This is a genomic window from Bacillus sp. FJAT-27225 (assembly GCF_001685025.1).
In the GTDB taxonomy this organism is placed as follows: domain Bacteria; phylum Bacillota; class Bacilli; order Bacillales; family Cytobacillaceae; genus Bacillus_D.
Map to the genome: position 1 here is coordinate 556,408 of NZ_MAYU01000021.1, position 14,520 is coordinate 570,927.

General features: G+C 41.6%; 13 protein-coding genes. 4 read left to right on the top strand and 9 right to left on the bottom strand.

Features of this window, described 5'->3' with window-relative positions; genetic code table 11:
• Positions 1 to 8 precede the first annotated feature (8 nt).
• Positions 9 to 227 (top strand): hypothetical protein, encoded by a 219-nt coding sequence (locus A8F94_RS14675; RefSeq protein WP_139070097.1) that lies wholly within the window; start codon positions 9 to 11, stop codon positions 225 to 227.
• Between the two features lie 39 nt (positions 228 to 266).
• Complete coding sequence (locus A8F94_RS25785) at positions 267 to 440, top strand: hypothetical protein (protein ID WP_175384429.1); 174 nt, start codon at positions 267 to 269, stop codon at positions 438 to 440.
• Positions 441 to 630: 190 nt separating this feature from the next.
• Here A8F94_RS25785 and A8F94_RS14680 read toward each other — a convergent pair whose 3' ends face one another.
• The 3 genes from A8F94_RS14680 to A8F94_RS14690 all read right to left on the bottom strand — a co-directional run bounded on the left by A8F94_RS14680 (position 631) and on the right by A8F94_RS14690 (position 3,851).
• A complete protein-coding gene (locus A8F94_RS14680) occupies positions 631 to 831 on the bottom strand; it encodes a cold-shock protein (RefSeq protein WP_009791915.1) in 201 nt (66 codons plus the stop codon).
• A 208-nt stretch (positions 832 to 1,039) separates the two neighbouring features.
• On the bottom strand, positions 1,040 to 2,467 hold the full coding sequence (locus A8F94_RS14685) for a purine-cytosine permease family protein (protein ID WP_066201947.1): 1,428 nt from the start codon (positions 2,465 to 2,467) through the stop codon (positions 1,040 to 1,042).
• Between the two features lie 259 nt (positions 2,468 to 2,726).
• Positions 2,727 to 3,851, bottom strand: coding sequence for a mechanosensitive ion channel family protein (locus tag A8F94_RS14690; protein ID WP_254660863.1), 1,125 nt, complete (start codon positions 3,849 to 3,851; stop codon positions 2,727 to 2,729).
• A 266-nt stretch (positions 3,852 to 4,117) separates the two neighbouring features.
• Here A8F94_RS14690 and ndk point away from each other — a divergent pair, with 266 nt between their 5' ends.
• On the top strand, positions 4,118 to 4,579 hold the full coding sequence (gene ndk, locus A8F94_RS14695) for a nucleoside-diphosphate kinase (protein ID WP_066201949.1): 462 nt from the start codon (positions 4,118 to 4,120) through the stop codon (positions 4,577 to 4,579).
• Positions 4,580 to 4,689: 110 nt separating this feature from the next.
• Here ndk and A8F94_RS14700 read toward each other — a convergent pair whose 3' ends face one another.
• Complete coding sequence (locus A8F94_RS14700) at positions 4,690 to 5,607, bottom strand: LysR family transcriptional regulator (protein WP_066201951.1); 918 nt, start codon at positions 5,605 to 5,607, stop codon at positions 4,690 to 4,692.
• Between the two features lie 109 nt (positions 5,608 to 5,716).
• On the opposite strand from A8F94_RS14700, the gene A8F94_RS14705 reads away from it, so the two are divergent.
• Complete coding sequence (locus A8F94_RS14705) at positions 5,717 to 7,003, top strand: NCS2 family permease (RefSeq protein ID WP_066201953.1); 1,287 nt, start codon at positions 5,717 to 5,719, stop codon at positions 7,001 to 7,003.
• A 305-nt stretch (positions 7,004 to 7,308) separates the two neighbouring features.
• On the opposite strand, the gene A8F94_RS14710 is transcribed toward A8F94_RS14705, so the two are convergent.
• The 5 genes from A8F94_RS14710 to A8F94_RS14730 form a co-directional block, all read right to left on the bottom strand.
• On the bottom strand, positions 7,309 to 8,856 hold the full coding sequence (locus tag A8F94_RS14710; RefSeq protein WP_066201955.1) for a hypothetical protein: 1,548 nt from the start codon (positions 8,854 to 8,856) through the stop codon (positions 7,309 to 7,311).
• Between the two features lie 12 nt (positions 8,857 to 8,868).
• Positions 8,869 to 10,710, bottom strand: a complete 1,842-nt coding sequence (locus tag A8F94_RS14715; protein WP_066201957.1) for a hypothetical protein — start codon at positions 10,708 to 10,710, stop codon at positions 8,869 to 8,871.
• Between the two features lie 14 nt (positions 10,711 to 10,724).
• The gene (locus A8F94_RS14720; protein ID WP_066202443.1) at positions 10,725 to 12,299 is read right to left on the bottom strand and encodes an FAD-dependent oxidoreductase; all 1,575 of its coding nucleotides are present in this window, start codon (positions 12,297 to 12,299) and stop codon (positions 10,725 to 10,727) included.
• A gap of 230 nt (positions 12,300 to 12,529) precedes the next feature.
• The gene (locus A8F94_RS14725; RefSeq protein WP_066201959.1) at positions 12,530 to 13,504 is read right to left on the bottom strand and encodes a Gfo/Idh/MocA family protein; all 975 of its coding nucleotides are present in this window, start codon (positions 13,502 to 13,504) and stop codon (positions 12,530 to 12,532) included.
• Complete coding sequence (locus A8F94_RS14730; protein WP_066202444.1) at positions 13,501 to 14,511, bottom strand: Gfo/Idh/MocA family protein; 1,011 nt, start codon at positions 14,509 to 14,511, stop codon at positions 13,501 to 13,503. The genes A8F94_RS14725 and A8F94_RS14730 overlap by 4 nt, the downstream gene beginning before the upstream one ends.
• Between the last annotated feature and the right edge of the window lie 9 nt (positions 14,512 to 14,520).

The window sequence follows — 14,520 nt, forward strand, 5'->3', positions numbered from 1 at the left end:
GAATGATGATGACTACAATGACTACACTCACTTTTGCGAATAACCAAAAGGAATTGGATCGGAAAATCGAGCAAATAACAGAAAACCACCAACGACTCAACCCCGATAGTATAGTGGAAATTTCTTATGTAGACCCTGAATTCAATGACATTCAATTTCTTCCCCATCATACGACCCAATTATTAATCGGAATTAAAATACTCAATAAGGAAGAACACGACTTTTAACAAGAGAAATGTATTGCTTATTTCAAATGAGGTGCGAAAATGTCTGGAAAAAATAAATATCAAATTGGTGATAAAGTGACCATAAAAGCAACAGATGAACTGGCAACAATCAGCAAATTCATGTTTGTGAAAAATATGAAGCAATATTCTTATACCATCAAGGAGAATCCCTCTACTTTTTACTTCGAAGATGAATTAGTTAAAAAAGACTGATAAGAACAAATTAAAGTACACATTTTCAAACTCAGTATGGTATACTGAGAAAGCCTTTTAGCAATAACCTTTTCCTTTACCGGAAACCATCTCCCTACTCGCTCCTTGAGTAGGGTTTTTATTTACATATTTTTTTGAACAAAAAAAAACAGACCCTTTTTACGGAGTCTGTTTTGGTCATTTATCAGTATTATGCTTTTTGAACGTTTGCAGCTTGAGGTCCACGTGCACCTTGCTCAACGTCGAAAGTAACTTTTTGACCTTCGTCTAATGATTTGAAACCTTCGGACTGGATTGCAGAGAAATGAACGAATACGTCGTCTCCACCTTCGCGCTCGATGAATCCGAAGCCTTTTTCTGCGTTAAACCATTTAACTGTACCTTGTTCCATGTTTGTTGCCTCCTAGTGCTAAAGCACATTGTATTACTATCCCTGCCCAAAGTGATCATTAAGACGAAAAGTCGAACTTTATGCATCCTTTACACCGAACAAAAATAATTCTTCTTAAGAATAACACATACTTTTAAAAAAAGCAAATCAAAAATTAGGGACGGTTCTTTTTTGCCAAAAAGCAAACGAGAACCGCCCCCCGACTTTATCAGCTGCTCTTTTCTGAAGGTGTGTTGTACATGTGTCTTCCTCTTTTGGAATGTACATCCTTTACGATAGCTGTATTTTTACTATAGTATTTGCCTTTCGTATACACGGCTACGACAACCGTAAGAACTGAGGCTAATAACGCAGCAAAGAAAGTAGCAGTATTTTGCAGGAACAGCCCCATGTATCCTAAGGCTGCAATCGTTCCGATTACACTTGAAATAAGCAATGGCAGAACTCCAACCGGATTCCACTTGTATAATCGATCCTGTCTCGCTTCATATTCCGGCGGGACAATTTTCAACAACTTCTTCACGACCAATGCATCTGTGACTAAAATAGCAGCCCAAGCCATTAACAGAACTCCCTGGAAGGTCATGGCACTTGCTAAGTGGTCCAAAATGCCCCCAAGCATCAGGACAATCGATACAACCGCTGAGAAAACAACCCAAAAACGGCGATCGGGTTTGAAATGAAATACATTCTCAAAAAAATTGGATAATGACAAGGACGCACTGTAAATATTTGTAATGTTAATACGCAGCTGTGTTAACATCGTAAATACCACTCCACCTAGTCCAAGCAATGTGACAATGTATACCCCGGGGTTGGACTCGGCTAATGTAACACCAAACCATATCCCCAGAAAACCCATAACACCAAAACAGAAAATTTGTGGAATAAATCCAATCATAAACGAACCAAGTTTAATATCCTTTGGTTTAAGGAAACGCGCATAATCGGACGCAATAAGAGCTGTTAAACCCATGATACCATGTTGCATTCCGATACATAAAAGTAAAGCTGTTCCGCCGATTTGTACACCTTCCGGCAGATACGTCCAAAATTGTCCACCATATTTAGATGGTGTATTGAACGCGACGATTATAGTGGTAATTAAGAAGATACCAAAGATCGGTAATGACCATTTTTGCAACTTGTCCAATTGTTTTATACCGAACCAATTTAGTGGGATGACAATTGATCCAAAAACGACAATTAGAAGCCACAATGGAATTGCGGGGAAATATGCATGTACAGCGGTAACGAGAATCATACCTTCGAATGCACAATACATGATGAAATTGGATGCGTAAATTAAAGAGGTTAACGAAGCACCAATATAACCAAAGCCCTGTCTGGACATAAGATTTACGTTCATCCCCGATTTTGCGGATAAATAGGCAATAACTGTACCTAAAATTCCGGCAATCACGATGGCATAAATCGCTGAAATAATGGCGTTCATCGCGCCAAACTGGAGTGCCATAACACTGCCTGTTTGAAAATAAAAAATTGCAGTGGCGATGCCAAACGTTATGTTCGTTACACTAAACCACCCCATGTTCCGTTTTTCTACCGGAACCTGTTCAAATGAATAATCGTCTTTTTCTACTGTTAAATTTGTTGTTGTCTGGTTCACACTCATGCAATCATCCTTTCATAGTGCTCTACACAGACTGTCTCCTCCCTGCGGTAAATTTTTTCACATTCAACTCTACCCTCTCAAAAAAGAATGCTCGTTTTGAAGGATAACAGAATGTGTATCGATTAAGTATTTAGTGTTAATTAATTAGCCTTTTCCCTCCCTTTTTACACACTTTGTTTTTCCGCAATAACAATAGTATAACATAAAGCACAAGGAAATGGTTCTCATTCTTTGAAAAACGAGACCATTCCCTTGTTTTTTAATTATTCCGGTCAAATGAACCCATCGTATGAAACATCTCATTTGATTCCTGAGAGACGTAGATGGTGCGGGTAGGAAAAGCAACTTCCACCCCTACTTCCTCCAGGATCCCCATGATTGCCAGGTTGATCTCATGCTTGATTTGGACATGTTCCGCCCAAACCGTTGTTGTTGTAAAGAAATAGATTAGGATATCGAGGCCGCTATCCCCATAATGGTCAAAAGCCACCATAATTGTATCCGGGTGGACATCATCGCGGTCATTCAATAGCTTCTCGATCCGTGTAACCACTTTTTGAATTTGGTCCTTGCCTGTCAGATAATTGAGCCCTAAATTAAAATTAACCCGCCTTTTTCCCATCCGGCTCCAATTCGTAATCGCTTCATTTGCAAGTGTAGCGTTCGGTACCGTAACCAATGCCTGGCTGAACGTCCGAACTTTTGTGCTCCGGAAATTAATATCTTCGACTGTTCCCTCTACACTCGGCGTCAATATCCAATCGCCAATGGAAAATGGTTTTTCCGTAACAATAACAACACCGCCGATGATATTGCCTACCGCTTCTTTTGCAGCCAACGCAAATGCAAGCCCGCCTAAACCAAGCCCTGCAACCAGCCCATTTACATCATAATCAAATTCCTGTGCAATAATGCTGATACTGATTGCAACGAGGATGACACGAATCGTTCTTGACAGAAACGGTAAAAGAATCAAATCAATCCGATTGTTCATCTTCTTATTTATACTGATTAAGATCCCGGTAGAAGGAGACGACAAATTAAACAATCCCCATGTAATTAAAACAATCACCATCGAGCGCAAACATTTTAAAAAGAATGCATTTTGCTGTTCAACAAACGGAAAATAATCCATTGATACATACAAACCAACAATGATAAACGCCCAGCTTAACGGCTTTTCAAAACTTAAGCAGATTTGGGATAGAAATTCCGTCGGTTTTTTTCTGGCCAATTTTATAACAAGCTGAAACACATATTTTGTGAACAGATTTCTAAAAAGAATAAACGCAGCCAATATCCCTATTGAAATCCCTAAATCTTTTAATAGTTCTTCCTCCAACCCCAGGAATGAAATGTTCATTACAAATGAAACTAAAGACATGATCAATACCCTTCTTTCTTGTTGCATACTCTCTGTTAATAATAAAAAAACAAAGATTGGCGCCCACAATCATCAGCTTATGAAACGAGACATCCTCATATGATAACAAGTTGGACATGATATTTAAATAGAACAATAGCCATGTGTTTCAGGCAGTTAATGGAACGGCTGAAAGCAAATGGGATAAGTTTAAAATACTGTTATTTTCGCCATACTGGATAATAGCAAAAAATCAGCAGTTTTTAAAAACTATTAGAGGTGAGCATATGGGATTACAACGGACATTTATCATGGTTAAGCCCGATGGAGTCAAACGAGGATTGGTCGGGGAAATCATTAAGCGGTTTGAAGGAAAAGGATTCAACCTTTTAAACGCCGAGCTAATGACGGTGGACCGTGCGAAAGCAGAATTTCATTATATGGAGCATCAAGAAAAACCATTTTTCGGTGAACTAGTTGACTTTATAACATCCGGCCCAGTTTTTGCAATGGTCTGGGAAGGAGAAAATATTATAGAAGTTTCCCGGCTGATGATTGGAAAGACAAGCCCGGCTGAGGCGTTGCCAGGAACTATTCGCGGTGACTTCGCCAATACAAAAGAAGAAAACGTGATCCATGGCTCCGATTCACTCCTGAGCGCAGAACGTGAAATTGAAAACTTCTTTGGACTCTTGAAAAAACGGCGCATGGAAGACGATTTTCCATTTGAAGGACGCCAGTCAGTTTAAGGGGCTGGTTCTGGTTTGTCACTGGCAAACCAGAACCGCTGAATTATTTTCAAACTCGCTGAATTCCTCGTTCCGCAATTTTTTTCAATCCTTTACACGGATTTAGCACTTCAGCTGCGATTGTCCTGGTTTGGGTCTTGCCAAACATTGAACTGTCTTGGAACCTCCCCATTTGCCGCTAGGTTGATGAAGTTTTTGGCAGGGGTGGATAGATGATGCTGTTCGAGCCAAATGATTCCTAGCGATGATGTCATGTTGACATCACTAATTTGCGCGGAGTAGAGGTTTTTATCACCGCCGTACACATCAAAAACAGATTTAGGGACAATTGTCACTCCCATTCCTCCTCGGACCAACTCCATTAATACATGCATGTCGGAACACTCGGCTGCCATTTTAAGTTGTAACTTTTCCCTCGTAAAGGTTTCAAGAATGGTATTGTAAATCCCCAATCCTTCTGTACTTGGAATGATCAGACGCGATTGAGAAATTTTACTTAATGAAACTTCGGATATTTCCGCATTGCTTACAAAAACAAACGGCTCACTAATAAGATGATGGAATTTCAAGCCACGGTGTTCGAGCGGAAGCCTGACAAATGCCAGCTCAATCACCCTTGATTTCACCATTTCCGCCAAATACAGCGAGTCATTTTGGACTACCTTCAAGGAAACCAGCGGATACTTTTTATGAAACGCCTGAAGCCTTTCCGGAAACCCGGAGACTGACAGCGTATTGATGCCCACATTCAAGGCACCCCTTTTTCCTTCCTCCGTATCCTGTAATTCACTTTTTATCTCTTCAAGATTATTTACAAGCTGTAAGGCACGCTGATAAAGAAGCTGTCCCTTATCGGTCAGTTCCATGTTTTTGCCGTTTCTTTCGAATAGAAGAACCCCTAGTTCCTCTTCGAGCTGTTTAAGCTGAATACTGAGCGGCGGCTGTGACATATGAAGTTTTTTCGCAGCGGCTGTTATATTTTTTTCCTCAGCAATCGAAATAAAGTAGCGAAGTTGTTTAATGTCCATAAACCCTCCCTCTCTATATAAAAATTAAATAGTTTTCATATAAATTATATATTTTTCATATCAATATTGTCTATGCTACGATAACAAACGGACTAGAAAGGGGATTAACATGGAACGCCTATTTAAACTTCAGCAACACAACACAACACTGGGCAACGAGTTTACCGCCGGTTTTATTTCTTATATTACAGTCGTTTATATTATTATCGTGAACGCGACCATCCTGGCATCGGCAGGAATTCCGATGGAAGCGGGCATCATTGCGACAATCCTTACAAGTGCATTCGGCTGTTTACTGGTCGGTTTTTATAGCAATACGCCGCTAATCATTATTCCTGGTATGGGGCTCAATGCGATGTTTACCTACACAATCGTCCAATCTGGGGGATTTTCATGGCAGGAAGCCTTGGCAATGGTGTTCATTTCAGGCTTGCTGTTTGTCGTGATTGCTTTTACACCAATGGCAAAAATGATTACCTCATCTATTCCGAATTCCTTAAAAGAGGCCATTACAATTGGAATTGGAATTTTATTGATTTTGATTGGTTTTGAAAATGCGGGGATTATTACAAGCTCCGAGCATACTTTACTCGCCATTGGAGATTTAAGCAGTACTTCTGTCCTCATCACCTTTTTCGGACTCATTATTACGATTCTATTATTTATAAAAAATGTACCTGGTAATCTATTGATTAGCATCATAATCACGTCGTTGTTATCGATTTGGTTCGGGGACTCCGATTTTAGGGGTATTAGTTTTTCAATGCCGGATTTTAATGAATACTTAGGATTTTTTGGCCAGCTTTCGTTTGCACAAGCAGGAAATATTATTTTCTGGCTGACGTCTCTCTCTTTTGCGATGGTGATTGTGTTTGAAAATATTGGCCTGATTCATGGCCATAGCAACATGCTTAATCGCCCGGAAAGCGGTAAGAAATCGCTTCAGGCTACAGCCATTTCCGTTTTATCATCCGGAATCTTCGGTACAAGCCCTACGGTCGCCTCCGTTGAAGCAGCAGCCGGAATTACAGCTGGAGGGAGAACCGGATTAACCAGCATTTTTACCGGATTCTTGTTTCTGCTATCGTTTTTATTTATCCCTATTATAAAAGCTGTTCCGACAAGCGCAGTTTCTCCCATTCTGATCCTGATAGGAGTCCTTATGCTGCAAAACATTGCTAAACTTTCGATGGATGACTTAACAGAAAGCTTTCCCGCACTGATGATTATTGTCCTGATACCATTGACATACAGCATTGCGGATGGAATGGCAATTGGGTTCATCTTGTACCCGCTAATCAAACTGTTAATGGGCAAAGGGAAGGAAATCCATCCTGCCCTTTACTTCATCGCCATCTTATTCATAAGCAACTTTGTCCTCCAAAACGTACTATAGGAACAAAAGCGCAAGCGCCTTCGTGACAGGCAAAAAACGCCTGTCCCTGCGATGATAATTCTAGGGAGCTTTCCTTAGTGGTCATGAGGGGCTTCGACTGAGATAAAGGAATCCGAAGAGCATTAGCGATTCGATGATGACTTATCGTAGGGAGGAGACCTGAAGTTTGCGCACGCGTAGGCGCTGGAGCTAGACGTGGACAATTTCAATAAAAGAGTTATACACAATTCCGAAATCTAAAGTTTCCTATAACAGCAAACAGGGACGGTTCTCCTTAGCCAATTGACAAACGAGAACCGTCCCTATTAATTCCACTTTGATAAATAGTAGTCCAATTTTCCTGCAACGAAGTGAATGTAAAATGAAATCATGCTGGATGGGTCAGTAATTTCGGTGACTGGTTTACTGCTTATTTGTTCAATCTCGCGTTTCCAGCTTTTTATATCATCGATAATCGCATCCAAATCGGGTGAGATTTCCACCTTTTCAGGATCAATCAGCCGGTTGGGAAACAGCGGCACATTCCATTTCGAAACTTCAGACAGGAGCAATTCCATTTTCTCTAGCACACGTTTCACGTCTACCCTGGACTCTCCAAATATCGAGTAAAAATCTTGTTCAACTTCTTCAAAAGAATCTCCCCAGCTCAGCCGTGCAAAAAAATACCCATTCATCAGCTGAATTGATTCCCATGGATAGTCGAAATCCTCTTGCTTTGCATTCTGCTTCGGAATGTAAGGAACAATCAAATTGACAATTTGTTCAATACCCAACTGCGAAAACGTTTGAATATCTTCCCGTATCCTTTGAAACAACGGCGGGAACAAATCGCCTAACATGAAATGATCGCTATAATATTCAAAAACGGTCAATTCTCTTTTGTTCGCCTTCGTTGCCTGGCGCCATTCATGGAGTGCTTTAAAGGCTCTTTCTTCCTTTGAAAAAGACTGCTTGTAATTCCTGCCCCAATAGGCAAATAAAGTGTCGACTGATTTTGAACTGGCCAGCTCTTCAGGGAGCTCCAGCATCCCCCATGATAATCCTGCGTTATATGCAATATGTTCAACATGAAGATCGGGAAGCTGATTTTTTAGTTGTTCCGTAAACTCGATATAATCAGAAAGGAAGCGATGGTTGTCTTTTACCCCGACATCCGCTGGCCAAAGGGAAACCCGCCTTATCGAACTGGCCTCCTTGCAATAATCCTTGATTTTACGGATAGCGACATCCTTCCAGGAATCATCTGAAAAGTCGACTTGCTTTTTCCCGAATTCCGATCCTTCCTGTAAAAGATAATGCATACTATGTCCGCCCAGGGTAATTGCCAACCCTCTTTTCTCAATCTCGTCGGCCACTATATGCTTTACTTTGTCCCATAACATAAACGTAAAAAACAATTCATTTATATAGTGCTTTGCTGCCCAGTCAATTAGCTGCACAAGAAAATCTATATCTTCGTAATTCTCAACAACCAAGCCTCTTCTCTTCATTTTTCCGGAATGGATGTTGGAGGTGACTGTTTCATTTTCCTCAAGCAATTCCTCTTTTGATAAAAAACTAACCCACTTATACCCAAACAGCTTCTTACAAACATGATAAACACCAAAGAGTACCGAGCGCGGGTTCGCTCCTATTATATAAATCTCACTATCTTTCTTTAACACCTGAAAGGTATCTTCTGACCTATCAAGAGACGATTCAATAAGGCTCCTCTGATTAAAATCGTGATAGGTCCCTAACACAAACGAATACCGGATGGATCCGTTAACGAATTTTCCGTATTTTCGCAGCTCTTCTTCCGCAAACTTGATCACAGTATCTTCATTTAGTATTGTTATCTGAAATTCTTGCAACAAGCACACCTCCTATTCAATCAGCGATACATTCATTTCGGTCAGGAGCAGGCCTGATAAGATAATCGCATTGGTCCATCCACTTTCAATGACATACGCGCCCCAGCCTGTGTCGCCATTGTTTCCAAAGTACTCGCCCCTGTCCAGATGAAATGAACGCATCCAGCCGCCATCAAATTCTTTTTTAGAAGAAGAGATTTGAACCGTCGATATAAATTGAACCAGCTTCTCATAAAAATCTTTCACCTTCCGATCGCCAGTTGCTTTATAAGCCTCCCAGGCATTCACAATCAGGAAATTATTCGTATATAACTGATCAGCGATTCCTTCATTATTCAATTGGAATACACCAGTATCCTCAAAACCGTACCGTTCCGGATCCGGATTATCACTTTCCTCGACGCCGCCTAACACGTGTTGATTGGCGGATAAATAATCGATTACTTCATATAATCCCTGGCGAATTTTTTCATCCTTCGTCAGTCCAACCATTTGTGCTAAAGATAGGAGAAAACGGCTGTAGCCTGCTGTCTTGCTATACATGAATTTCAGGTTCTCTTTATTCTCCAATAAAGTCATTGTTCCTTGATAGGCAGCCTGCTTAAAACGCTCATCATTTGAAACGAGATACGCCTGAACAAAAGCAGTATGAACGATCGACTCAAAATGCGGATTCATGCTGGCTTCGTTTGAGTCCCTAAAATAGGAAGCGCCCTTTTCTGCCAACTCACTTTCACGTATACATTCAGGACGCAGTCCATTCCGATTTTGCGTATTTAATAATGCATAAGCCGTTAATAGGCCTCTGTCTTTGTATTGTTCGATTCCAGTTTTACGGTAAAGATATAATAGAACGAGTGCTACCCAGCTATTATCGTCCGAAAAAATTTGATCCGGTTTCGGTTTAGGGCTCTGAAACCATTTCCAAAAGCCATAGGTACCTGAATCGGGGTCCGTATCCTGATAACCCGCTTCAAATAAATAGCTCATTAAATTAGCCGATATCTGTGCCCATTTTGTTTCTCCAGTATATTCACTATATAAATGGAACATCAGAGCTGTATGAGCATGGCAATCCGGCCGGTAGTCCTTGCTTAGTTCACTTCGGATTGAATGGATATTTTCATACACTCCAAGACTTCCATCATCCTTCGGCAATATCCCCGATTGTAAAAACCAATTCACACCCTGTTTAATTGTCTTTTCATTGTCGGTATTGTTTGCGATTTTAATGGTTGGCTGAATCTCCCGAATCGGTAACTGAAACTCATCCTGCAGTGACTTGATGAAGTCATTCCACAGCCAATTGGGCCGCAATGTCCAGGGCTGTTCGTTGCCAAGAAAGGAAATGGCTGAAAAGATTGCTTTTCCGTCGCCATACTTTTTCACAACGATTCCTGGATAGTCCCCAACTGATTCCGTCCTATGTGTTTCTTTAAAATGGCCAATATTGACTAATCGTTCCGTATCAAAGGGAAAGCCAGTTAAAAACGGTCCATGCCATTCAAGCAGCTGGCCTTGTTTGCAAGAGCCGTTATCCCTTGCGATAACCAATTTTTCAAGGCGGCGATTGGTCACAACAAAATCCTGCTTAAAGCCAAACAGCCTGGAAGTTGGAAAATCATCGCAATTGATCAATTCACCATATAGGGTACCGCCTTGTTCGACAAACGCCCATAGTTTTTCCAGTAGTTCATAAGACAATTTCAATGGAGTTCCATTGTCATTTCCATTTATAAAAATATACGTATAGCGCAGTAAATCTTCATCTATTAACTGATCAATTTCATAAAAGTAATCGGTAAATTCCACCAAGCTTTTCATTTGTTTGCTTTTGTCGACGAGAGCAATCACAATTATTCACCCCTTCACACTTTATGAATTTTAGGCCACTCAAGTTCAATTCCAGCTTGTGCCAAGCGAGCCTGAAAATCCTTCAAACGATCTTCGTTATTTCTTACTTCGCGTGGAGTTACACAATGGTCGATACAATACGCTGCCAAGTGGCCAGCCGCTTCCCCTATATTCCATTCGACTGGGTGAAGCCGATAACAGCCATTCGATAAATGGGTCGTTCCGATATTTTTAGCTGCAGGCAACAAATTCTCAACTCGAATGGGTATCAAACTTCCCAGTGGAATTTGGAATGGATGGGACGAAATATCAATATACGTGTCCAATCCTGTACTAGGATGAAGATCGAGGCGATAACAGCCAATCCCGACACTGTCTTCAAAAAACGTCGCACTTTCCTTCCCTTCAATTTCACCGCTAATATCCAGTTCGGTTACCGTGTACTCGGCTTTAATTCTCCTTGATTCCCGTATGTATGGATACATGGCTAACCCATCTTCAGTACCTAAAACATCCTTCCGGAGCCGTATACCAGGGTACCCGTATCCTCCATTCGGCCGAGGTGCTTCCGTTTGCAGCCAATATAATAACGAAAGACTTAATTGTTTCGCGTTATAGAGATGCTTTTGTTTCTCTTCTTCTTCCACGTCAATAATAGGACCGAGCCAATAATCATTTTGCGGCCAATTGATAACAGTAATATCACTCCGAAACGTTCCTGGTTCAAAATTCGATTTATCGATAAGCCTCCGGTAATTCCATAACGAAAAACGGCCCGGTTCGTAAAAGAATGAATATTCGATAGGTTCCAATGTATAAGGGACAACCCCCCACCAGCTCAACTGCTTAGCTGGCCAAAAATCTGCCTGATAGTTCTTCCAAAACTCATATTGGGCGGGTTTTTCAATCGTATGGTTTTCCCCTTCAAGATAATCGATTGCAAAGCAATGAGTAAAAGCCTGCATATTGAATGGCTCTGCTTCTCCCTTTGGCGCATGAGGTTCACCCGTTTCCGCCTGCGATTCAGCTCCGATTACATATTCGACGTTCGCAAGCGGCAATACATCACCCATTTCAGTTGCATCTAAAAAATAACTCCCCCTTAACAAATATGACTGCCCTGCCGCTCCATTCTTAACGGTAACAGAGCGAACCTTATCCTTATCTGTCTCAGCGTCACTCACTTTATACTCCGTTAACAAAGTGAGCCTCCCACTATGCAGATAAGGTGCCAGCATATCATAAAGCACTCGCAATGCGACGCGCGGTTCATGGCTGATCGTACTGACAATTGCGTTGCCAGGATTGAACTGGCCACTCATCCGCTGGTGAGTTTTCACAGGAAAATTGTCAATATAGTATTCTCGAACCTTTCTTCGGAATGTACGATAGTTCCTTGTTGCGCCAAAGCTTTCAATCCAGGGATGTTCATCCGGCGGAACACCCTGGCTCGTGATTTGACCGCCAATCCATTTCGTTTCTTCAGTTAAAATAACTGTTTTTCCGGATTGAAGTGCGGATAACGCCGCTGAGCATCCACCAAGTCCCGCGCCAACTATCACAACATCCGCATGTAATTCTTGAGACACCGTCAACTTTATACACCTCTATTTATTTAGGATTGATTTAGTCGATTAACCCCTCGTCTGCACGCTGCTACTAATCAATGTAAATTGTTCTAAAGCCTCGGTACGTACTGCTCCATTAACCCAAATAGGACATCACTCTGACTGGACTTCCGCATTTTTAGCTGCGTCCAGCCTATATATCGATGCATTTTTTAAAAAAGGAAATCAAGTATCCCTTGATTCCCTTTTTCTTAACGAAGTTTCACAGGTCTTTTCGTATCAAACGATTGATAGGCTCCGAGTGCCACTTCTACTGCCGCCAATCCCGCTTGGCCTGTTGCCAGAGGGGACCTTCCTTCTTTTATGCATTTGACAAAATCCTCAATCAGGCCGGCATCCATGTCATCTCCCCAGCCAAGCCATTTAACTCCTTCAGTATCGGAATACACATCAACTTTCTGGGAAAAAGCATCTACTTTCAGAGTTCCTTTCGATCCAATCATTTCTAGCGTTACATCGCCCCATGTTGGATAAAAGTCATTCCTTGACCAGCTGCAATCCAACGTGGCGAACATGCCATTCGTAAACTCCATCGTAAGAATTCCACAATCATCAATAGGCTCGCCGGTATACACGCTGCCAATTTCCGCATACACTTCTTTCACTTCCGCACCGGTAAACCATCTCATAATGTCTACAACATGAACGGTATGGTCCAGAACTGCTCCCCCGCCTGATTTTTCTTTATCAATAAACCAGCCTCCCGGATTGGTCCCGCGATTCGTGCCTTTAATCGCTAAAATTTCTCCAAGCACTCCTTGTTCGATCATCTTTTTCGCCTGCTGAATCGGAGTATTGAAACGGACCGGAAAAGCGGTTCCCAGTAAAACGTGGTGTTCCTTGCATACTTGTATCATTTCTTTGATATCTTCGAGATTTGTAGCCAATGGTTTTTCACATAGGACATGTTTCCCTGCCTTCGCGGCAGCGATAACATGCTCATTATGGAGACTATTCTCGGAAGTAACAATAACAGCATCTATATCTGTCGCTAGCAAATCTTGATAGTTATGATAAAAGGTTGTGTTAAAAACTTCTGAACTCTTTCTCCCTCTCTCCTCGTTGTCATCGGCAATTCCGGCAAGCTCTACACCATCCATGGCCTGAAGCACGGAGGCATAGCTATTGGCGTGCATATGGGCAAAAGAGATGATTCCAATTTTCATATCAATGCTCCCCCTTTTTCGGAAAGGGTGACCGGCAGACGGCTTTTTAACGATTGAAGGGCAGCCGCCGAAATTTCCATTGCTTTGTAGGCATCCTCCGCAGTAACAAGCGGAGTTTCATTTGTCTTTAAACAGTGCAGGAAATGTTCAAGCTCGATTAGGTAAGGTGATTTTTTCAAGGGGCTTTGCGGCACGGCCACTCCGTTTTTCGCCTCAGTTGACTCCCTGATTGAAAGCAATACAGGCTCTTCTTTCAAACTATCATATTCAAGAATGCCCTTTTTTCCTGCAAATTCAAATTGGGTAGAGAATGTTTGATGGGCCCAAGAGCCTTCAACATGAGCAATCACACCTGATTTAAAAACGAGTGTCACAAGTGCATAATCGAGATGTTCGAGTTTCTTTTCGGCAAGTCCCTTCGCAAATACTCGTTCAACTTCCCCAAATGTCCAACGCAGAAAATCAAAATCATGAATGATTAAATCCAGGATAACTCCGCCACTTTTTGCATGGTCTGCATACCAGTCTCCCCAGCCTGCCGGGAAATTTCCGCCGCGCCGAGTACGAACAACGCCAATCTCACCGATTGCTCCTTGCTGCACAAGCTCCCTTACTTTCGCATATTGAGGAAAAAATCGGACAACGTGGCCAACAAATAGCTTCACATTCTTCTCGCTGCAATAATCAATCATTTCTCGAGCATCCTCAAGCGTATAGGCCAAAGGCTTTTCACAAATCACATCAATCCCGAAATCCGCAGCCTTCAGTACATATTCCTTATGGAGGAATGTCGGAACACAAATATCAATGACATCAATATGCTCCAGGCCCTTTACAGCTTCTTCTATCGTAGAAAAAATTTTTGTATCGTGTTCGCCAATAAGTTGTTCAGCCTGCTCTTTTCTAAAATCAACAATTCCGGCTAAATGTACATCCTCCATAGAATAATAGGATGCAGCATGTTCCATTCCCATCGTTCCCGCGCCAATTAAGAGTATTTTTTGCATACGATCAAA